We start from the raw sequence: 20,477 nt of genomic DNA, 5'->3' as shown, positions 1-20,477 counted from the left end.
CGTGGGGTCTTCGTGGGGTCTTCGTGGGACGCGCCCGCTCCCCCACCACGACGACAGTTCACGAACGCGGTTACAGCGGACGTGTGCCATCCCGCCGCACCGACCGCGCCGGCTCGGTCGAAAACGACGAACCGCGCCGACCGGAGGCCGACGCGGTTCGTCAATGCTGAGCGCCCCGAAGGGCGGGTACTACTGGAGTTCGACGGTGCCGCCGGCGCCTTCGAGAACGGCCTTGGCCTTCTCGGCGTCATCCTTCGACGCACCTTCGAGAATGGCCTTCGGTGCGCTGTCGACCAGCTCCTTGGCCTCCTTCAGGCCGAGGGACGTGAGACCACGGACCTCCTTGATCACCTGGATCTTCTTCTCGCCGGCGCTGGTGAGCACGACGTCGAAGGAATCCTTCTCCTCCTCCGCACCGGCGTCACCGCCGCCCGCGGGGGCAGCAGCCGCAACCGCGACAGGAGCCGCAGCGGTCACGCCGAACTTCTCCTCGAAGTCCGACAGGAGCTCGCTGAGCTCGAGGACGCTCATGGCGCCGATCGCGTCGAGAATCTCTTCCTTGGTAGCCATGTTCAGGCCTCCTCTTCCTCACCGGCATCGCCGGAATCTTCGCCGGCATCGCCAGCCTCATCGTCACCGGCATCGCCGGCGTCGGCGTCGGCTGACGCCTCGGTTTCTGGGGTTTCTTCGGTGGCTTCGGCTTCGGGAGCCTCGCCAGATTCTTCAGGGGCCTCGTCCGCAGCTGCCTCCGCCTCGGCGGGGGTCTCCTCGGCCGGAGCCTCTTCGATCACGGGTGCATCGGCGGCCGCATTCGGACCGCCACCCTTCTCGATCAGCGCCTGCAGGCCGTACGCGAAGTCGCGTGGCACCGCAGCGAGCAAGCCGGCGAACTTGGCCATCGGCGCCTGGAACGCACCGGCCAACATCGACAGCAACACCTCACGCGACGGCAGTTCGGCAAGCGCCTTCAGATCATCGGCGCTGAGCAGCTGATCATCGATCACGCCGCCCTTGATCACCAGCGAACTGTTGGTCTTGGCGAACTCCTTCAGGGCCTTCGCCACTGCCGCGACGTCACCGGCGGATCCGTCGGCACGCTCGCCCACGAAGGCGATGGCCGTCGGACCGGTCAAAAGGTCGTCGATCTCCAGTCCTGCATCGCGCGCCGCAAGGCGCACCAGCGTGTTCTTGTAGATCTTGTATTCGCCACCGGCATCGCGCAGTGCACGACGCAGCTCGGCCAGAGCCCGCACGTCGAGCCCGCGGTACTCCGTCAGCATCGCGCCGTCGGTCTCGGCGAGCTTCTGCTTCACCTCGTCGACGACCGCAACCTTCTCGGGTCTCGGGTCTTCCATTTCTGTCACCTCCTCTTCATTCCGGCAACGACGCCGGACTCACGGAAGGCGACCGGAGCCGACTCCCTGACTGCAACTTCTGACTGCAAAATGCGAACTGGGCGCCCACCGATTCGGCGAACGCCCAGAAATGCCACAGCACGCTGCAGCCTCAGGAGGTTCTCCTCGTCCGGCGAGCCAGCTGGCTCATTGGTGCTCCCCGTGGAGCGCACCGGAGGTCTTCGGTGAACAGAGATCTCAGTTGTACCCGACAGCGTAAGGGGCAGCCGGGCGACTTCCTCGAATCAGGCCGAGGCGATCTGGTTGGGATCGACGCGAACCGCCGGACCCATGGTCGTGCTCAGCACGACCTTCTTCATGTAGTGACCCTTGGCCGACGCAGGCTTCACCCGCTCCAACTCGGTGACCAAGGCCCGAAGATTGGCGAGCAGCGCAGCGTCGTCGAACGACGCCTTGCCGATCGGCACGTGGACGTTGGCGAAACGATCGGTGCGGTACTCGACCATGCCGCCCTTGAACTCCTCGATCGCCTTGGCGACGTCGGGGGTGACGGTGCCGGTCTTGGGGTTCGGCATCAGGCCACGGGGACCGAGCACGCGGCCGAGCTTGCCGACCGTGGGCATCATGTCGGGAGTCGCGATCGCAAGGTCGAAATCGGTCATGCCGCCCTCGACCTCGGCCGCCAGGTCGTCGCCACCGACATACTCCGCGCCGGCGTCGCGGGCGGCCTGGGCCGCCTCACCCTGGGCGAACACGGCGATCCGCACATCCTTGCCGGTTCCCGACGGGAGCGCGACCGTGGACCGGATCATCTGATCGGCCTTACGGGGATCGACCCCGAGGCGAACCACCACGTCGACGGTCTCGTCGAACTTCTTGGTACCCAACGACTTGATGATGGCGACCGCCTCCGCATCGGAATGCAGACGTTCCCGGTCGTACTTCTTGGCGTTGTCCTTGTACTGCTTGCTCTGCGCCATGTGTGGCTCCCTCTGTGTACTGCCGTCCGGCGAGGTGATCCGGAACGAACAGGTGAGTCGAACTTCGACTCAGCGACTGACGATTTCAGGAGTTGCCGACGACGTCGATACCCATCGAACGAGCGGTACCGGCGACCTGGAGCTTGGCACCCTCAATATCGATGGCGTTGAGGTCGCGCATCTTGAGTTCGGCGATCTCGGTGACCTGCGCGTCGGTGATCGAACCGGCGGTCTCGCGACCGGGGTTGTTGGCCGCCGACTCGAGCCCGGCCGCCTTCTTGATCAGGAACGCCGTGGGCGGGGTCTTGAGAACGAACGAGAACGTGCGGTCTTCGTAGATCGTGATCTCGGCGGGAACGATCTGGCCGCGCTGGTCCTCGGTCTTCGCGTTGTAGTCCTTGCAGAAGTCCATGATCGCGACACCGTGCGGACCGAGCGCGGTGCCGACCGGCGGCGCAGGCGAGGCCTGACCGGCGGGGATCTGGATTCGGACGACAGCAGCGACCTGCTTCTTGGCCATGACAAATATTCCTAAGGAGGGTGGACCGTTAAGTCTGGATGGAGAGTGCCCGCGCGACAACCCGCGCGGGAAGGGAATCAGGCGCGAGGTTTCAGAGCCTCGCCACCTGGGCGAACTCGAGCTCGACGGGGGTCTCGCGACCGAAGATGTTGACGAGCACCTTCACCTTGAGCTGATCCTCATTGATCTCGATGATCTCACCGGAGAAGTCGGCGAAAGGACCTTCCTTGACCCGCACGGTCTCGCCCATGTCGTATTCGAACATCGGCTTCGACTTCTTCGTGGCTTCCTGGGTGCGGTCGGCTTCGACGCCGAGGAAGTTCTCGACGTCCTTGCGGCGCATCGGCGAGGGCTTTCCGCCCTGGTTGACGAAGCCGGTCACGCCCGGGGTGTTGCGGATGACGTACCAGGCGTCGTCGTCGAGCGACGTGCGACAGAGCAGGTAGCCCGGGAAGAGCTTCTTCTCGGTCATGACCTTCTTGCCGTTCTTGAACTCGGGGATCTCGCGGGTGGGGATGACCACCTCGTAGATGCGCTCCTCCATGTTCATCGACGCGATGCGGGCCTCGAGGTTCTGCTTGACCTTCTTCTCGTATCCCGACTGGGTGTGGAGCACGAACCATCGACCCGGCCGGTCGTAGGGCGAGACGTAGGTGTCGACCTCGAAGTCGTCGTCCTCGAGCAGCTCGTCTTCGTCGACCACCGTCTGAGCGACCTCTGCGGCGCCGCCGGTCCAGGCGTTGGCCAGACCGGCGCCCACCGGGGCGCTCGGCGCCGCGGTGTCGTCGACCACGGTGTCGTCGACCGCGGTGTCGTCGTCGGCCGCCTCGGCGACGATCTCTTCGGCTTCGGCGATGACGGCCTCGGCCGCGTCGTCGATCTCTTCGTTCATGTCGGACTCGTCAGTCATGGGATCAGGCCTCGAAGAGGTCGAGGATGAAGGTGGAGAACAGCCAGTCGAGGCCGTAGATGATCGCTCCCAGGACCACGATGGTCACGAGGACGACGATCGAGTAGTTGATGGTCTCCGAGCGCGACGGCCAGGCGACCTTGCGAAGCTCACCGCGGACCTCACGGAGGAACTGGACGGGTCCGGTTCGTTCCTGTGCGGCGGCGCCACTCGGCGGTTGACGTCGAGCGCGGACGGGTTGACCATCGGCGTCGATCTCGCCCTGCTTCTGGAGCATTCGCTTCTGCTGTCGGTTCATCGACATGGGAAATTCCTTGGATCAGTGACCGGCGCCACCGAGTGACGGCACCGTCATGCAGGGGCGACAGGACTTGAACCTGCAACCTTCGGTTTTGGAGACCGATGCTCTACCAATTGAGCCACGCCCCTGAGAACGGTGGACAACGATAGCACTGGCCTCGGAAATAACTGCCCTCGCGCCGCGCGCGATTCAGCGCGCGAGCAGCGCGTGATCAGCCGACGAGACGGCCGCTGCGGCGTTGCCTCGTCGCCAACGCGATGACCCCTGCGGCCGCGGCGAGTCCGCCCAGCGTGGCCGCGGCATAGCCCGGCACGCGCCGACCGGATCGCTCGTCGTACTCGTCGAGGACGAGCAGGATCTCGTGCTCGAGCGTGGCGTCGACCGGTCCGCCGGCCTCTGCGAGCTCACGCATCGCCCTCCGGAGCCGTCGATAGTTGGCCACCTCGGCCTGGCAGCGCAGGCACTGCGCGAGGTGGGTCCGGTCGACTTCCGACATGACTTCGCCGCGTGGACCTCCGTCGACGACGCCCGGGAGCGACTCGATGAGGTCCTCGCAGCACGGCTGGTCACGAGATCGCATGGAGTTCCTCTCCCGGCAGCGGGAACACGCGTTCACGGAGCCGGTGGCGGGCACGATGCAGGCGTACCTTTGCTGCGCTGACCGAGATGCCGAGTTCGTCGGCAATGGCCTCATGGGGCAGGTCGTAGACATCGCGCAGGACGACCACGGCGCGCAGGCGGGGCGGAAGGTCGCGAATCGCATCGTCGAGTCGGGCGCGGAGATCGCCGACCGAGGCCTGCACCGCGGGATCGCCGTCGGGACGGGGATCGACCACATGGGCCTCGTCGGGCAGTTCCTCGTGGCGGTGACGCCGACGTCGGCCGGTGGTCGTCGACGCACAGTTGGCCACGATGCGATAGAGCCAGGTGGAGAACTTCGCGTCGCCACGGAAACGGTGGAGGCTGCGATAGGCACGGAGGTAGGCGTCCTGCACCACGTCTCTCGCATCCTCCTCGTCACTGGTCAGGCGCAACGCCAGGCCGTAGGCGTCGCGATGGGTGCGACGCACCATCTCGTCGAACGCCTCGCGTTCGCCGGCCACCGCCCAGCGGACCAGATCGTCCATGGCTGCAGCCACCAGGTTGGACCCGACAGAGGGGCCACCGTTACGTGACGGATCGGTGACGATCCGGAGACGACGCTCGGTTGCAGGCACGTCGGCCATTCTGCTCCACCCCTGACGGTGTCGGACCGCACCGGAAGAACCCCGCGTAGCGACGGACAGATTCGAACTGTCGACCTCTCGATTATGAGTCGAGCGCTCTCACCAACTGAGCTACGTCGCCGCCCTCGGATCGGCGAGCCGTTCCGTGGAGCTCCCTGTCAGAATTGAACTGACGACCTTCTCCTTACCATGGAGACGCTCTGCCGACTGAGCTAAGGGAGCCTGCCGCCGCGGGGTGAAAAACGCCCCGAGGAAGCGTCGGCAATGATGCCACGGGACGGACCGCCCTCCAACCCGCCGTCCGGTCAAAACTCGCGCATGGTCGGATCGCACCACGTCCGTGGGTCGAATGGCTCAAGTCGCGAACCACTCGCGCCGTAGTGATGGCATGCGATTCGACCGGCTTGTCATAGAGGCTGACGAGAACACCTTCTCGTTGGAATTCCATCCCCGACTCACCGTCATCGGCGGTGTCGGACGGCTCGAGCGGGAGGGGCTCATCACCGAGCTCGTCGGCTCGCTGAGCTCGAGTAGAGCCGGCGTGCACGCCGAGATCGTTGCCGACAACGGCAACCGTTTCGCCGTCTTCCGTCCCTTCGGCGCCCGCGCCCGCGTGATCGACGTCGAAGCCTCGGCCGATGTCAGCTCCCGCTTCGCCGACGACCAGGGCAACATCGACCTCCTGTCGGTTGCGGGGCTCGACGCCCGCTCGACCAAGCGTCGCCTGCGGCTGACGTCCACCGATCTGACGACCAGCACCCATCACGACCAGATCATCCGACGGCTCGCGGCCGTCGATCCCGGCCGCCTGTGGGGTCTGGCCGATCGCGTCACCGCGGCTCGCCAGATCCTCGACGAAGAGGCCGACGCATCCGGATCGGCACCCGAGGACGCCTCCGTCGTCGCCCGCATCGAAGAACGCCACGCCCAGTTCGAAGAAGCGCAGGCACGGGCCGAGCAGGTCCGCAAGATCTCGTTCTTCGTGGGTGCGGGTGCAGCGATCCTGGCGGTTCCGTCGGTCATGTGGATCGGCCAGACCATCGCCATGGCCCTGGTCATCCTCGCCGCGATGGTGACGGCGGTGTCGTTCGTGCAGCACCAGCGCATGGAGAAGGCCCGCGCGGCCGAAGAGGACGCGCTGGCCGAAGCCGGCGCCCAGTCCTATCTCGGCTTCCACCTCCAGCGGGTCAACGGCCTCCTCGACAGCCAGGCGTCGCGCCAGCGCCTCATGCAGGCGAGCGCCGACCACGAGACCGCCCTCGCCGATTGGTTCGAGACGGCCGGCGACATCGTGGTCGACTGGGCCTACGAGCACCGCGACGAGATCGAGGAGGCCTCCCGTCGAGCGCGCGACGTCGACGCACTCAGCACCGGCCCTCTCCCCATCGACACGGAGAACGACGAGGTCGCTGCTCTCGCCCACGCACTGATGCAAAAGCTCGAAGAGGTTCGCGGGATCGGCCCCGGCGGCGAGAACCTGCCGCTCGTCCTCGACGACTCCCTCAACGGGATCGCCGTGGAACTCAAGGCCCCGCTGCTCGAGATGCTCGTTCGGTCGAGTGAGAACCAGCAGATCGTGTTCCTGACCGAGGACGCGGACGTCACCGACTGGGCCCGGGTCGAAGCCATCACCGGCGACCTCTCGATCCTCGAGCCGACGGCGGCCGACGATCCCGCCGAGGTGGCGGCGGACGAATCGTTGAAGATCGCCTGACACCACGCACTCAGATCTGATCCCCCGACCGGGGGATCGAGGTGGCGAGCCGCGACTCGCCAGTCGCATGCTTCGGTGCCACGCTCCCCTGCGGAGCGTGGCATCGTCGCGTATGGACAACGAGACCGAGACCGGCACCGGATTCGAGACCCTCACCGCCACGGCACGCGGGCGCATCGGCCGGCTGACACTGAACCGACCCGAGAAGCTCAATCCGCTGTCGACCGCCTGTCTCGACGAACTGGCCGCCGCGGCCGCGTGGTTCGACGCACGCGCGGCGATTCGGGTGGTCGTCGTGGGCGGGGCCGGGCGGGCGTTCTCGGCCGGTGCCGACCTCGGCGGTTTCACAGAGGCCGGGGACCGATCGGCCCGCGACGGCGCCGACGCGGGCCGCGTGATGGTGGAGTCGATCGAGCGGATGCGGGCGGTGACCATCGCCGCGATCCACGGCCATTGCATCGGCGGCGGCGTGCTGCTGGCGATGGCCTGCGATCTCCGCATCGCGGCCGAATCGACCAACTTCGTCATCCCGGAGGTCGACCTCGGGATCCCGTTGACCTGGGGCGGCATCCCTCGGCTCGTCCGCGAGATCGGCGCCCCCGCGACACGTGACCTCGTGCTGTCGTGTCGACCGTTCACCGCAGCCGAGGCGCACGCGCGCAGCATCGTCAACCGGGTGGTGGCCGACGACGACCTCGCCGCCGAGGCCGACGCACTGGCCGCATCACTCGCCGACAAGTCGGTCTACACGTTGCGGGCCACGCTCGACGCCGTCGACGCGGCCGCCGAGGCGCTCGTCTCGACCGACGGCGCCTGGTCCGACGCCGACCAGTTCGTCACGGCGATGCACGACCCGGAGAGCCGAGACGTCGCAGCCCGCTACCTCACCCAACGGCAGCGTCGTTGAACCTGCCCGGGTCGACGACGGCGAACCGGCAGATCCGTCGCGCCGTTCTGGCGTCGTTTCTCCTCTTTGTCGTCTTCGGTCTTCCCGACGGCGTGTTCGGAACGGTGTGGCCGAATCTGCGCGACCACTTCGGTCGGTCCGACGGCAGCCTCGGGCTCCTCGTCGTCGCCACCTCGATCGGGTATGCGGCCGGCGGCGTGTCGTCCGGTCCCCTCACCGAACGCTTTCGAGTCGGTCGGGTCCTCCCGGCGGCGATGACCGCCGCACTGGTGGCGCTCGCGATGGTGGCGAGCGCACCGCACTGGTGGGTGCTCATGCTCGGCTACCTCGTGCTCGGCGTCGGTTGGGGCACCGCCGACGCGGGGATCAATGCGTGGATGGCACTCACCCAGGGCCCGCGGGCGATGGGGCTTCTCCACGCCTCCTACGGCGTGGGGGCCTTTCTCGGGCCACTGCTCGCGACGGCCTTCGTCGCCGGCGGCACCGCGTGGAGAGCTCCCTATGTGATGTGCACCGCTCTCACCGGCGTCGTCGTGCTCGTGCTGCTGCGACACCGCGACGGGTTCTCGATCGCCACGACCACACCGGAGATCAGCGCCCAGGACCGCGACCTCATCGGGTCGATCCGCCTGCAGGGCCTGATGATCGCCTGGTTCTCCGTCTATGTCGGCGTCGAGATCGCGGTGGGGACGTGGGCCTACACCCTGCTCACGGAAGCCCGCGGCTACTCCGACGCCGCCGCCGGGGTACTCACCGCCCTCTACTGGGGCGGCCTGATGAGCGGGCGCTTCGTCCTCGCCGTGGTCGGACACCGCGTCCGTCCCGAACAGACGCTGCGCGTGTCGACCGCAGGTGCGGTCGCTGCGGTCGTCGTGCTCTGGGCCGATCCCGGCGGTGCCGGTGGGCTCGCACTCCCGTGGATCGGCGTCGCCTTCTCGGCGATGTTCCCCGTGGTCATGGGACGCACCGCCGTCTACCTCGGCGAGGCCCGCGCCACTCGCGCCGTGGGCTTGCAGATCGCGGCGACCTCGGTCGGGGCGATCTCGCTGCCGGCCCTCGTCGGCGTGTTGGCCGATCGCAGCGACGTCGGCGTCGCCGCGCCGGTCGCGCTGGCGAGCACCCTCGCGCTCGGCGGCCTGTGGTTGCTGATCGAGCGTTCGGTCCGCATCGACCTCGCCTGAATCCGCTCAGATCGGCGTCGTGAGTGCCCCGGCCGCCGAGGAGATCCCGGCACACCGCCGGGCATGGACGAGTTCGTCGCGGTCGAGCCCGTGGGTCATGAACCCGAGCGAGATCCCGGTCCCGGGATCGGCCCAACCACGTTGCCCCTTCGCCCCACCGTGGCCGAAGGTCGCGGGGCCGGTCGTGTGGCCGTACCCGCGCATGAGCGCCTGCCCGTCGTCGCCGCCGATCGTGAAGGCGTGGGTGCGGTTGGCCGACACTCCCATCCAGTCCGCGTTGGTCTGGCGGATCACCGCGAGCGCGTCGTGCTTCACTTCGGGACGAAGGAAGCCACCATCGTCGTGCAGCACCGCCTGATACCAGAGAGCCAGCTCGGCGGCGGTGGTGATGCCGCCACCGCCCGGATGACCCGCTTCGCGGATCGACGGATCGTTGAACGCCAGGAGGGCGGCGTCGGTGACCTCGGTGACCGGCATCTCCTCGATACCGAACTGCCGGGCCAACGCCTCCAGGTCAGGGGCCTCCCCGACCGACACCACATCGGCGATGTCGTGCTGCTCGGCGGCGGGAATGGCGAGCCACCGGCTGCACCCGGCCGGGGTCATGATCCGCTCGGTGACCACGTCGGCGTGGTGACGACCGGTCACTTCGGTGATGCAGTCGGCGAGCACCCAGTGCGCGGCGGACGCGTGGTACTCGAACGCACTGCCCGGGTCCCAGCTCGTGCGCCACGTCTCGTAGCGAGCGAGGCGGCGCTCGCGATCGTTGAACTCGGCGACCGAGACGGGTGCGTGGGGGAAGCCACCGGCATGGAGAAGAACCTGGGAGAGGGTGATGACGTCCTTGCCGTTGGTCGAGAAGCCGGGCAGGACCGTCGCGACGGGCGCATCCAGGTCGAGCAGACCTTCGGCTGCGAGTTCCAACACGGTGAGCGAGACCGTGGGTTTGATCGCCGAATACGTGTGGAGTCGATGCTCGGTCGTCACGTCGCCGAACGCCTCGAAGAGGACCACCTCGCCCTCGAACCCGACCGCCACCTGGCACCCGGGAACCCGTCCCTCGTCGACCTCGCGCGCGCAGCGTTCGATCAACCTGGTCATTCGTTGCGGAATCAGCGTGCCCATCACTGCGCGACGGTATCCGTCTCGACCGGCGCCCGTCTCCCCGGCCACTCGGTCAGGTCCGGCACGAGGGCCCGGCCGCTTCGCCGGGCGATCGCACGACGCCAGACGCCGACGCCGTAGAGCATGTCGTCGGCCACGCGGAGGGCGACCGATCGCACGGGTCCGGCGGGACGGACACCGGTCCACCACTGCCACGCCGCCGGACCGACCATCGCCACCACCACCGCAGGGCGGATGCGACGGAACCGGGCGAGCGGCAGCGCCAGAGGCCACCACACCCGAGACGTGGCGATCGCGAGCCCGCGACCAGCCTGGAGATGACCCCAGCCGGCGATCCGCAGTGCTTCACCGGTCGGGCCGGGGAGCGCCGAGAGCTTGCGGGCCAGCGCGCTCGACGAGCCGGCGGCGATGGTCGCGCCGAACACTGGACGACCGACCGCCACCGCCCCCCATGCGGCGAGGCTCCACCGCGAGCATCGCGCCGGCGCCACGAGCGACCCGTGACGCTCGGCGAGGTCGACCGCTGATCCTCCGTAGCGGATGCGTTGTCGGGCCATGGCGAACCAGGTCGCCCGGGGTCGGTGTCGTGCCTCGACCTCCGGTGCATAGCGGACCGTCCCCGCCTCGGACGCGAGGCGCCAGACGAGGTCGACGTCCTCACCGACGCGCAACTCCGGGTCGAAGCCGCCGATGGTACGCAGCGCGTCGGCTCGCACGGCGAAGACCGCGGTGGGCACGTAGGCGACACGACGCAGGGGCGCGACGTTGGCCGGCTGAGATCCGAGGTCGAGCGGCGAATGCGCCGACTCGTAGCGTTCCCGCAGTGACGGCCCCGGCGCGCTGACGACACGAGGGGCGACGGCCACCACCTCGGGGTCGTCGAAATGGGACGCGAGGTCGTGCCACCACCCGGCCGGAAGCTCGACGTCGGCGTCGACGAACACGACGAACTCCGTGTCGACCGCGTCGAGGCCCGACATGCGGGCGGCACCGGGACCGCCGTTCTCGGCCCGGCGCACCAGGTGCGCCCCGTGCGCGGTGGCGACCCGCTCGATCGACGCGGCATCGTCGGACGCGTCGTCGACGACGACGGTCGGGAACCCGATCGTCGGGAGCAGGGCCGCGAGGTCGTCGGCATCGTCCTTGGCCGGAACCACCACCGTCACCGGCGGTGGGCGGTCGGCCGGTGACACCACCGGATGCACCATGCCCGTGTCGAGGAGGCGCCGAGCCAGCCCCCGGGCCGACTTCACCGCGGCGAGCGGTGTTCCCCCGAGCCATGCATCGACAACGGCCGCGCCCGCGTCGGACAGCTTCACGATCCGCAGCGGCGAACCACCGACGAGGACACGGCCGGCATCGAGGCGGCGGAGACCGGCATCGGCGACAAGGCCGATGCCGGCGGGCGGCAGCGGCCGGTTCACTCGATGCACACCATGTTGGCGAACACCGTGTTGGCGAACGTGTTGTCGTGAGCCGGCAAGCCCGTGCGGTCCATACACCGGACGGTACCCCCGGCCGCGGCCTTCGCCCGTGCCATGCACGGCCTCGGCGCCCCCGATGGCCCAGGCGCGGTTGTCGCCCTACGGTGACTTCCATGGTGAAGAAGTCCGACAGCCGACCCGACGAGCAACCCGGCACGCCACATCCGCACTCGATCGGGACGCGTGCGGTGTGGGCCGGCGAGGATCGTTATCTCCTCGAACGGGCCACCCAGGTCCCGGTCGTGCACAGCGTCGGCTTCGGCTACGAGAACGTCGACGAGTGGCTCGACGTCGCCACCGGTGCCGAGCCCGGCCACATCTACGGCCGCAACACCAACCCGACCGTGGCCGTGTTCGAGGAGAAGCTGCGCCTGCTCGAAGGGGCGGAGGCGGCCACCTCGGCGTCGACGGGCATGGCCGCGATCTCCAACATGCTCCACGCCCTCCTCGAGCCGGGCCAGCGCGTCGTGTCGGTGAAGGACACCTACGGCGGCACGAGCATGCTGTTCACCAAGTACCTGCCGAGGGTCGGTGTGGAGGTCGAGCTGGTCGACACGACCGACGCCGACGGTGTCGAGCAGGCGATGGACCGTGGCTGCGACCTGCTGTACCTCGAGACGCCCACCAACCCCACGCTGAAGATCATCGACCTGCCGCGGCTCCTCGCCGCCGGTCGTGACCGCGGGGCCGTGACCGTGGTCGACAACACGTTCGCCACGCCGGTCCTCCAGCAACCGCTGACGCTGGGCGCCGACCTCGTCGTGCACAGCGCCACCAAGTTCCTCGGGGGTCACGCCGACGCCCTCGGCGGCGCGGTCGTCGGGCGTGGCGATCTGGTCGAGGAGGTCTTCCGGTATCGGGAGATCAACGGCGCGACCCTGCATCCGATGGCCGCCTATCTCCTCCTGCGGGGGATGAAGACGCTCCATCTCCGCGTCGAGCGGCAATCGGCCAACGCGATGGCGGTCGCCGAGTTCCTCGAAGCTCACCCGATGGTCACCACGGTGAACTATCCGGGTCTGGCGAGCCACCCCGGCCACGAGATCGCGACGCGGCAGATGTCCGGCGGGGGAGGGATGTTGAGTTTCGCGCTCGACGGCGATCTCGAGGCCGTGAAGAAGTTCCTTCCCCACCTGCGTCTCGCCCACCGTGCGGCGAATCTGGGTGCGGTGGAGACGACCGTCGGGCCGCCGGCCACCACCAGTCATGTCGAGTGCACACCCGAGGAGCGCGCCTCCCTCGGCATCCCCGAGGGTCTCGTGCGGTACTCGGCGGGGATCGAGAACGTCGACGATCTGATCGGCGACCTCGACCATGCGCTCGCGGTGCTCTGATGACCGACCACCTCGCAGAACGGGCGCTCGCGTTGGTCGCCGCGCCTTCGGAGACGGGGCACGAGCATCCGGCGATCGACCTGATCGCGTCGTGGTTGGAGCCGGTGGCCGACCACGTCGACCGGTGGGTCACGCCGATGTCGGAACTCGAGGTCGATCCGGCGTATCCGGGCCGCGAGGTCGAGCGCGACGAGGTCCCGGTGGTGGCGGCCCGCGTCGTCGGCACCCGACCGGGGCCCACCGTGGTACTCACCGGACACGCCGACGTCGTGCCGGTTGGCGACAGGGCGAAGTGGACGCGCGATCCCGCCGGCGAACTCGACGGCGACGTGCTGTACGGGCGGGGCAGTGCCGACATGAAGGGAGGCGTCGTGGCCGCGATCGAGGCGTTCACCCGCGTCGCGACCGGCGACCGCGACTTCGCCGGCGAGCTGTGTTTCATCGCGGTGCCGGGCGAGGAGGACGGAGGGACCGGCACGCTCGCGGCGATCCGGCGAGGATGGACCGGCGACTACGTGATCGTGCCCGAGCCCACGTCGGGTGCCGACGGCCCGCAGGTCGTCGTGGCCCACGGTGGGGCGCTGACCTACACGATCGAGGTCGACGGACGCGCTGCGCACGCGGCGACCCGGCTCCTCGGCGAGTCGGCGCTCGACCACTTCCTCACCGTGTACGCGGCGGTCGAGCGCCTCGAGCGCGAGCTCAACGACGCCGAGCGCAATCCCGCGATGACGGCCACGGGCCTGCCGTACCCGACCACGGTCGGTGTCGTGCATGGGGGCGTGTGGGCCTCGAACGTGATGGAGCAGATCACCGCGGAGCTTCGGGTCGGTGTCACGATCGACGAGTCGATCCAGGAGGCCGAAGCACGGTTCGAGCGCACGCTGCGTGAGGCGATCGCCGGCGACCCGTGGCTCGACGCCCACCCGCCGCGCATCGAGCGAACCGGTGCCGCGTTCGGCTCGTCGTCGATCGATCCCGACCACCCGTTGGTGGCCGCACTGTGCGATGCAGCCGAGTCGGAGACGGGGTCCCGACCGGGCACGATCGGTGTGCCCTACGGATGCGACATGGCCCTGTGGCGACGTGAGGCCGGCGCCGCATGCGCGGTGTACGGCCCGGGCGACATCGCCAACGCCCACGCCGTCGACGAACGCGTGTCGCTCGACGAGATTGCAACGGCCGCCCGAGTGCTCGAAGCCGCAGTCCGCAGGCTGTTCCGAGAGCGACCGGTTCCGGGATGAGACTCACCCGGCGAACACCCTCGCCGCGCATGCCCGATCATCGTCGACCGGACGCCCGCTGGTGCATGCACAGGACGGTACCGCCGCTCGCGATCTACGCTCTTGGCCATGCACGACCTCGTCATTCGCAACGGCCGGATCATCGACGGAACCGGGGGGCCCGAGTCCACCGGCGACATCGCCGTCGACGGTGAGACGATCGTGGCGGTCGGCGACGACGTCGGCGCCGGGCGTCGCGAGATCGACGCCGACGGTCGCGTCGTCACACCCGGCTTCGTCGACACCCACACCCACTACGACGCCCAGGCGACCTGGGACCCCGAGCTCACGCCGTCGGGCTGGCATGGAGTCACCTCGGTGGTCATGGGCAACTGTGGTGTGGGTTTCGCGCCGGTTGCGCCCGACCGTCGCGACTGGTTGATCGAACTCATGGAGGGCGTCGAGGACATCCCCGGCGCCGCACTCACCGACGGCATCGAGTGGGGCTGGGAGACCTTTCCCGAGTACCTCGACGATCTCGAGCACCGGTCGTGGGTCCTCGATCTCGGCGCCCAGATACCCCACGGGGCGCTGCGCGCCTACGTCATGGGTTCACGCGCCGTGGATGACGCGACCGGCGACGACATCACCCGGATGGCCGAACTCGTGCAGGAGGCGCTGGAGGTCGGCGCCCTCGGCTTCTCGACTTCGCGCACGCCGCTGCACAAGTCGGTCGACGGCGAGCTCGTCCCCGGGACGTTCGCCACCCACGAGGAACTCCTCGCCATCGCCGAAGCGGTGCGCCGCGCCGGCCACGGTGTCTTCCAGACCGCCACCCACCACGCCGATGTGCCGGAATCGTTCGAATGGATGCGCGCGGTCGCGAAGGTGACCGCGCAACCGGTGATCTTCAATCTCAACCAGCCCGACTACGCGCCCGACCTGTGGCGCGAGGACCTCCGGCTCCTCGACGAAGCCCAGGCCGATGGGCTGAACGTGCTCGCCCAGGTGTCGGGTCGCCCGGTCGGCATCCTCGAGTCTTGGTCGGCGACCGTGAACCCGTTCATGCTGTGCCCCACCTGGGGCCTGATCGGCCGACTTCCCGAAGAGGAGCGGCTCGCCCACCTCCGCCGCGACGACGTCCGGACGGCGTTGACGACGGAGGTCCCGGCCGTCTGGAGCGACTTCATCACTTCGGTCACCCGCACCTGGGACAAGCTCTACCCCTTCGCCGGCGAGGCCGACTACGAGCCCGACCCCGCGTCGACCTGTGCGGCCCTCGCCGCCCACGACAGCCGGACTCCCGCCGAGATCGCCTACGACCACCTGATGACGCAGAACGGTCGCGGCCTCCTGTACTTCCCTCTCTTCAACTACACGAACCACAACCTCGACCATCTGTGGGAGCTCCACCAGCATCCCCACACGCGAATGGGACTCGCCGACGCCGGCGCGCACTGCGGCACCATCGCCGACGGCGGCATGCCGACGTTCATGCTCCAGTTCTGGGCCCGCGACCGGCTCCGGGGCGACCACATGCCGCTCGAGTGGGTGGTGCACCGCCAGACCCGCCAGACGGCCGAGCTCTACGGTCTCCGCGACCGCGGGCTGATCACCCCCGGTCTGCGGGCCGACCTCAACGTCATCGACATCGACGCGCTCGGCGTCGAGCTGCCCCACCTCGTCGGCGACCTGCCGACCGGGGCCAACCGCTACGTCCAGAAGGCCCACGGTTACGGGGCCACGATCTGCCGGGGGGTCGTGACGGTCGTGGACGACGAGTTCACGGGCGAACACCCCGGCCGTCTCGTCCGGGGACCTCAGCACGATCCCCGCTAGAAGACGATGGGGATCTGCTCCAGCGGGTAGGTCGACGGCGCGAAGAACCACATCTCGATCGCATAGCGGGTCGACGTCATCGCCGGGTCGACGCCCGTACGGTGCAGTGTCATCTGGTCGAACAGCAGTGCATCGCCGGTGTCGAAAACCGGACGGACGATCTTCGTCGTGTCGTAGGTCGCTGCCGTTTCGTCGCTCACCGACCAGTCGTAGATCTCCGGACCGCCGGTCGGAACCAGATGGTCGAAGCGTTGCACGAACACGTCGAGGCTCGGCGCGTCGATGCCGCACGGGGTCAGGGCGGTCCAGACGTTGAGGGCGCGCGTCCCGGTCCCGAGGAAGGCACCGTCCTGGTGCCACCCCGCGACCGTCTCCGGCTCGGTACGCCGCAGGGTCGTCTTCTTGACCGAGAACGCAGCCGATTCGCCGAAGTAGTCCTCGAACACCCGCCGCATTCCTGCGGCCTCGAGCGCCTCCGTCATCTCCCACATGGCGGCGGGCGAATCGACACCGAGGACCCCGCTGCCGAAGTTCGCGAACGCGCGCTCGTAGATCCCGAAGGGGTAGCGCTCCTCGGGAACGAAGGGAACGAGCGAGGGGGACGTCTCCGCATCGGGGTTCTCCCGCAATCGAGCCGCTGCCTCGAAGGCGGCGTCGATCGTGGCGCGCAGCTCACTCGCCCGCGCATGGTCGACCAGGCCGCGCACCATCAGCGCGCCGTGGTGCAGGAGAGCCGCTCGGACGATCTCGGCGGTGAGCTCGCCGGCCGCCACCTCGGGAAGGCTGCCCTCCCCGAATCGATCCGAGGCCACCCTCGGCCAAGGATCCGGTCCGGGCGGGAACTCCGTTTCGGCGAATGCTCGATGCCGGATCTGCAGGAGCGCCGCCTCGAGTTCGACATCGCGTCGAGAAGAAACGGCCTCGCGCAGCACCGAGATCGCCTCGTCGAAGCGACCGTCATCGGTCAGCGCGTCGATCCTCGACATGATGTGTGCGTTGCGATCTCCCATCTGATTCACCCATCCAGCCCTTCGAGTTCGAGCACATCGGCACCATAGGTCTCGGCGAACCACCCACTGCCCTCGACGTTGAAGTGGACGCCGTCGGCGCGGATCGGCGAGATGCCATCGGCCTCGCGCAGCGGATCGCCGCCCGGACAGAGCACCGCGTCGAGGTCGTACAGCCGGACCTTCTCGGGATAGACCGCGGCAACCGCAGGGAGGATCTCGCCGTCGAGCACCTCGCGCGCGTTGTCTCCGAATCCCCCCGTGTCGACCGCCCCCGGGTCGTTCGCGCCGCCGGTATCGAGACAGGGAGCGAGCATCCACACGACACGAGCGCCCGTCTCGGTCACGGTGTCGACCACGTCGATGTACTCCTGCGTGAGGTAGTCGTCGAACTCCGGGTCGCCGATCGAGCGGCGTTCGGGCCAGCCGTCGAGACGGCGGTCACCGGTATCCCAGACGCTCGAGAGCACGATGACCACTTCGGGATCGAAACTGCGAACCTGGTCGGGGAGGTTCGCTCTGGCGGCGAGACATTCGTCGCGAATCGGCTCCTCCTCGCCGCCCCCGTACTTGTAGCCGTCATCGGCCAATCCGCATCCGTTGGTCGCCGCATTCCAGACCCACACCCCGTGGTTGGCGCCCCAGCGTTCGAGCCCGTATCCGAGCGAGCGGGCCTGGGAGTCACCGATCACCATCACGCGGGTTGCGTCGGCTCGGTCCGCTCGCTGATACAGAGCCCCGAGGTCGATGATCGCCTGCGCGGAGCGATCGAGATACTCCGCCTCGCTGACCGCATCGGGGTCCGGCATCGAACCCTGGACCACGTTGACATCGGATCGACCACCGAGATCCACGAACGACCGGTAGAGCGGCGTGAACTCCCTCAGCAGCTCCACTTCATACGGTTGACCGCTCCCGGTGACGACGACCGAGGCACCGTTGGCCGTCAGCAGGTCGAACCCCGCGCCGAGCAGACGAGCGGCGGTCGACCGTTCGTCGGCGCCGAGTTCCGCCAGATCGTCACCGTCCCAGCCTTCGACGAGGAGGACCACGACATCGGGATCGTGGGCATCGATCAATCCCGGCCATTCCGTGGACCAGTTCGCGCAGGTGGCGCCGACATCGATCTCGACCACGCCGCCCTCACAGCGGAAGACGTCTCGGCCCGCGAGTCTGATCTGTTCCTCGTCGGCGATGACCCCCTCGAGCGCATCGACGATCTCGGAGTTCGCGGCGCTGTGGATCACGACGATGTCGAGCACGCCGTCGGCCGTCGCCACCGGAACGCGGGTGGACCGACCATCCTCACGCAGAGTGGCGAGCGGATCGTCGCCGTCGAGGTTCGCGGTGAGGCCGGCTCCGACGACCAGGGCGATACCCGCGATCGGGTAGGCCATTCGCAGGCCGCGCACCGACAGGCCGAGGGTCGCCCCCTTCCTGATCGGGGTCTCGACCAGATGGAACGACGCCAGCGACACGACCAGGGTGACCCCGATCCGCAGCGCGAAGTTGGGCCAGGGGTCGAGACCCGTCCGCTCCTCGGTCAACCAGAGGAAGATCGGCCAGTGGAAGATGTAGATGCCGTAGCTCATCCGGCCCAACCACACCATCGGCTTCAGGCCGAGGACGAACGGAACAGGGCCACGATCGGCGATGAGGACGAGGATGAGGATTCCGGTGAGCACCCCGTTGAGGAGCAGCCCTCCCCGGTAGGCGAACGCGTCGAGCAGCGTGAAACTCGTCCACATCCACGCCATCGACGCCACGACCACCACTCCGACGACGGCCAGCGCGTTCTTGACCCGCTCGGGGAAGACCGCACCGCGCCGGTCCATGGCGACGGCGAGGGCGATACCGACCGCGACTTCGGCCACCCGGGTGTCCGTGCCGTAGTACATCCGGTCGATGTCGGTGCCGACGGAGGACAACCAAGCCGTCCAGAGCGTCGACAACACGGCCAGCGACGCGAAGACCGAGAAGATCGCCCGATGGGAGACGTTCCGCGAGAGCAGGGCGGCGAACGCCAGCGGGATGATCAGGTAGAACTGCTCTTCGATGGCGAGCGACCAGTAGTGCTGCACCGGCGAAGGTGATGCAAAGAGATCGGCGTAGGACTGCTCCGTCGCGATGAAGGTCCAGTTGACGATGTAGAAGACGACCCCGAAGACCTCGCTCGGCAACTTCTCCGCCTGTGACCGCGTCGCAACCGTCGCCCCGAAGACGACCGCGGCGAGAAGCCCGAGGATCGCGGCAGGGGCGAGACGCCGAACACGACGGCTCCAGAAGCGACCGAAGTCGACTCTTCCCGCCTGACGTCGGTCATCCAGCAGGATCGACGTGATCAGGAAGCCGGACAGGGTGAAGAAGAGCGAGAGCGCGAAGAACGCACCATCGATCGGCCCGAGTTCTGCGTGGTACAGCAGCATGCAGACGAGTGCGTACCCTCGCACCCCGTCGAAACCCGGTTGGTAGCCCCCGAACGCACGTACCTGCCGCCCGGGCCGCGACGGGACGGAATCAGCTGCCGGAACACGGCTCTCCGCGGCAGCGGACATTTCCTCGGCGGGCATCACGCCCACGATACTGATCACTCTCCGTCCATGAAAGCCTGCGGAGCGCGAACACACGGACCTCAGAGCACACGGGCGAGTGCGGCCGGGATGTCGAACGCCCGCTCGACCACCGTGAACCGCGCACCAGTGCGACGGGCGAAGTCGGCCGCGTCATCGGCGTCGTCGGCCGGGGCGATGATGCACAGCTCGTCGAGGCGACGTGCTGCCGCCACGGGGTCGACGCCGCTCGTGGCCCGGCAGTCGGAGAGCAGGATCGTCACCCGCCGCTTGGCGCGGGACCGTTCGAGTTGCCGGGCCGAGCTCCGCAGCGCGGCATCGAGATCGGTCGTACCACGACCCCGGAGTCGGAGCAGGTCGTTGACCACCGCCGCCGGCGGACGGTCGTCGTCCTGGGACTTCAGCGCGAGTTGGCGCTCGGAGAACCCGAGCACGGACCAGTCCGTGGGCGCGCGCCACGAGCACGCCGCCGCGGCGACCGCCGCGATCGCGAGGCGATCGCCGCTCATCGAGCCACTGCGATCGACGAGCAGCGAGAGCGCCATCGTCGGCTTGGTCCAGTGCCGGACACGCAACTCGTCCGCAGCGACGGCATGGCGTCCGGCGCGCGCCTGCACGAGGGCGTCGAGGCTGGCATCGACATCGAGGTCGCCCTCGGCCCGATCGGCCGGGGACGAGACCAGTCGGCCGATCCCGCGGCTGTCGCTCGGACCCGAACGGGCGAGATCGAGCATGAGCCGCCCGGCCAGTCGTGCGGCCAGCGCGGCGAGGAGCGGATCGGTGGCCGCGGTCATCTCGGCG

The 20,477-nt window shown here is 68.5% G+C and carries 19 protein-coding genes and 3 tRNA genes; 6 read left to right on the top strand and 16 right to left on the bottom strand.

The features are described from left to right. Positions 1-189 precede the first annotated feature (189 nt). The 11 genes from rplL to R2707_12100 form a co-directional block, all read right to left on the bottom strand. The gene (gene rplL / locus R2707_12150) at positions 190-570 is read right to left on the bottom strand and encodes a 50S ribosomal protein L7/L12 (protein ID MEZ5245842.1); all 381 of its coding nucleotides are present in this window, start codon (positions 568-570) and stop codon (positions 190-192) included. Positions 571-572: 2 nt separating this feature from the next. Next, positions 573-1,355 carry a 50S ribosomal protein L10 gene (gene rplJ / locus R2707_12145; protein MEZ5245841.1) on the bottom strand — a complete coding sequence of 261 codons (783 nt, stop codon included), beginning with the start codon at positions 1,353-1,355 and terminating at the stop codon, positions 573-575. A 284-nt stretch (positions 1,356-1,639) separates the two neighbouring features. Further along, positions 1,640-2,335 carry a 50S ribosomal protein L1 gene (gene rplA / locus R2707_12140; protein ID MEZ5245840.1) on the bottom strand — a complete coding sequence of 232 codons (696 nt, stop codon included), beginning with the start codon at positions 2,333-2,335 and terminating at the stop codon, positions 1,640-1,642. An 85-nt stretch (positions 2,336-2,420) separates the two neighbouring features. Further along, positions 2,421-2,855, bottom strand: coding sequence for a 50S ribosomal protein L11 (gene rplK, locus R2707_12135; GenBank protein MEZ5245839.1), 435 nt, complete (start codon positions 2,853-2,855; stop codon positions 2,421-2,423). A 91-nt stretch (positions 2,856-2,946) separates the two neighbouring features. Further along, on the bottom strand, positions 2,947-3,765 hold the full coding sequence (gene nusG / locus R2707_12130; GenBank protein ID MEZ5245838.1) for a transcription termination/antitermination protein NusG: 819 nt from the start codon (positions 3,763-3,765) through the stop codon (positions 2,947-2,949). Between the two features lie 4 nt (positions 3,766-3,769). Continuing rightward, positions 3,770-4,069, bottom strand: coding sequence for a preprotein translocase subunit SecE (gene secE / locus R2707_12125; protein MEZ5245837.1), 300 nt, complete (start codon positions 4,067-4,069; stop codon positions 3,770-3,772). Positions 4,070-4,121: 52 nt separating this feature from the next. Further along, a tRNA-Trp gene (locus tag R2707_12120) sits at positions 4,122-4,194 on the bottom strand. Between the two features lie 83 nt (positions 4,195-4,277). Continuing rightward, the gene (locus R2707_12115; GenBank protein MEZ5245836.1) at positions 4,278-4,646 is read right to left on the bottom strand and encodes a hypothetical protein; all 369 of its coding nucleotides are present in this window, start codon (positions 4,644-4,646) and stop codon (positions 4,278-4,280) included. After that, the gene (locus R2707_12110) at positions 4,633-5,283 is read right to left on the bottom strand and encodes a sigma-70 family RNA polymerase sigma factor (GenBank protein ID MEZ5245835.1); all 651 of its coding nucleotides are present in this window, start codon (positions 5,281-5,283) and stop codon (positions 4,633-4,635) included. The genes R2707_12115 and R2707_12110 overlap by 14 nt, the downstream gene beginning before the upstream one ends. Positions 5,284-5,339: 56 nt before the next feature. Then, positions 5,340-5,413, bottom strand: a tRNA-Met gene (locus tag R2707_12105). A gap of 25 nt (positions 5,414-5,438) precedes the next feature. Continuing rightward, positions 5,439-5,514, bottom strand: a tRNA-Thr gene (locus R2707_12100). 214 nt (positions 5,515-5,728) lie between these two features. Here R2707_12100 and R2707_12095 point away from each other — a divergent pair. From R2707_12095 to R2707_12085, 3 genes are all read left to right on the top strand, one after another. After that, on the top strand, positions 5,729-7,006 hold the full coding sequence (locus tag R2707_12095; GenBank protein ID MEZ5245834.1) for a hypothetical protein: 1,278 nt from the start codon (positions 5,729-5,731) through the stop codon (positions 7,004-7,006). Between the two features lie 97 nt (positions 7,007-7,103). Then, on the top strand, positions 7,104-7,913 hold the full coding sequence (locus tag R2707_12090) for an enoyl-CoA hydratase/isomerase family protein (protein ID MEZ5245833.1): 810 nt from the start codon (positions 7,104-7,106) through the stop codon (positions 7,911-7,913). Beyond that, complete coding sequence (locus tag R2707_12085; GenBank protein ID MEZ5245832.1) at positions 7,910-9,094, top strand: MFS transporter; 1,185 nt, start codon at positions 7,910-7,912, stop codon at positions 9,092-9,094. Before R2707_12090 ends, R2707_12085 begins: the two co-directional genes overlap by 4 nt. A gap of 6 nt (positions 9,095-9,100) precedes the next feature. Here R2707_12085 and R2707_12080 read toward each other — a convergent pair whose 3' ends face one another. Together R2707_12080 and mftF are read right to left on the bottom strand one after the other, a co-directional pair. After that, positions 9,101-10,219: a serine hydrolase domain-containing protein gene (locus R2707_12080; protein ID MEZ5245831.1), complete on the bottom strand. Its 1,119-nt coding sequence runs from the start codon at positions 10,217-10,219 to the stop codon at positions 9,101-9,103. Beyond that, on the bottom strand, positions 10,219-11,643 hold the full coding sequence (gene mftF / locus R2707_12075) for a mycofactocin biosynthesis glycosyltransferase MftF (protein ID MEZ5245830.1): 1,425 nt from the start codon (positions 11,641-11,643) through the stop codon (positions 10,219-10,221). Before mftF ends, R2707_12080 begins: the two co-directional genes overlap by 1 nt. A 173-nt stretch (positions 11,644-11,816) precedes the next feature. Between mftF and R2707_12070 the strand changes: the two genes are divergently transcribed. The 3 genes from R2707_12070 to R2707_12060 all read left to right on the top strand — a co-directional run bounded on the left by R2707_12070 (position 11,817) and on the right by R2707_12060 (position 16,099). Continuing rightward, positions 11,817-13,037, top strand: a complete 1,221-nt coding sequence (locus R2707_12070) for a cystathionine gamma-synthase family protein (GenBank protein MEZ5245829.1) — start codon at positions 11,817-11,819, stop codon at positions 13,035-13,037. Beyond that, positions 13,037-14,281 carry a M20/M25/M40 family metallo-hydrolase gene (locus R2707_12065; GenBank protein MEZ5245828.1) on the top strand — a complete coding sequence of 415 codons (1,245 nt, stop codon included), beginning with the start codon at positions 13,037-13,039 and terminating at the stop codon, positions 14,279-14,281. Before R2707_12070 ends, R2707_12065 begins: the two co-directional genes overlap by 1 nt. Positions 14,282-14,389: 108 nt before the next feature. Beyond that, positions 14,390-16,099 (top strand): amidohydrolase family protein, encoded by a 1,710-nt coding sequence (locus R2707_12060; protein MEZ5245827.1) that lies wholly within the window; start codon positions 14,390-14,392, stop codon positions 16,097-16,099. Here the strand turns inward: R2707_12060 and R2707_12055 are convergent. From R2707_12055 to R2707_12045, 3 genes are all read right to left on the bottom strand, one after another. Continuing rightward, positions 16,096-17,109, bottom strand: a complete 1,014-nt coding sequence (locus R2707_12055) for a phytanoyl-CoA dioxygenase family protein (GenBank protein ID MEZ5245826.1) — start codon at positions 17,107-17,109, stop codon at positions 16,096-16,098. The two genes, R2707_12060 and R2707_12055, sit on opposite strands and share 4 nt — an antisense overlap. Before the next feature lie 5 nt (positions 17,110-17,114). Further along, entirely contained in the window at positions 17,115-19,661 is a 2,547-nt protein-coding gene (locus tag R2707_12050) for an acyltransferase family protein (GenBank protein ID MEZ5245825.1), read from the bottom strand. A gap of 77 nt (positions 19,662-19,738) precedes the next feature. After that, positions 19,739-20,470: a vWA domain-containing protein gene (locus R2707_12045; protein MEZ5245824.1), complete on the bottom strand. Its 732-nt coding sequence runs from the start codon at positions 20,468-20,470 to the stop codon at positions 19,739-19,741. Between the last annotated feature and the right edge of the window lie 7 nt (positions 20,471-20,477).

This window comes from Acidimicrobiales bacterium (assembly GCA_041394245.1).
In the GTDB taxonomy this organism is placed as follows: Bacteria; Actinomycetota; Acidimicrobiia; order Acidimicrobiales; family Aldehydirespiratoraceae; genus JAJRXC01.
Note: the sequence above shows the minus strand (reverse complement) of the source record. Positions and strands in the feature narration are given on the sequence as shown.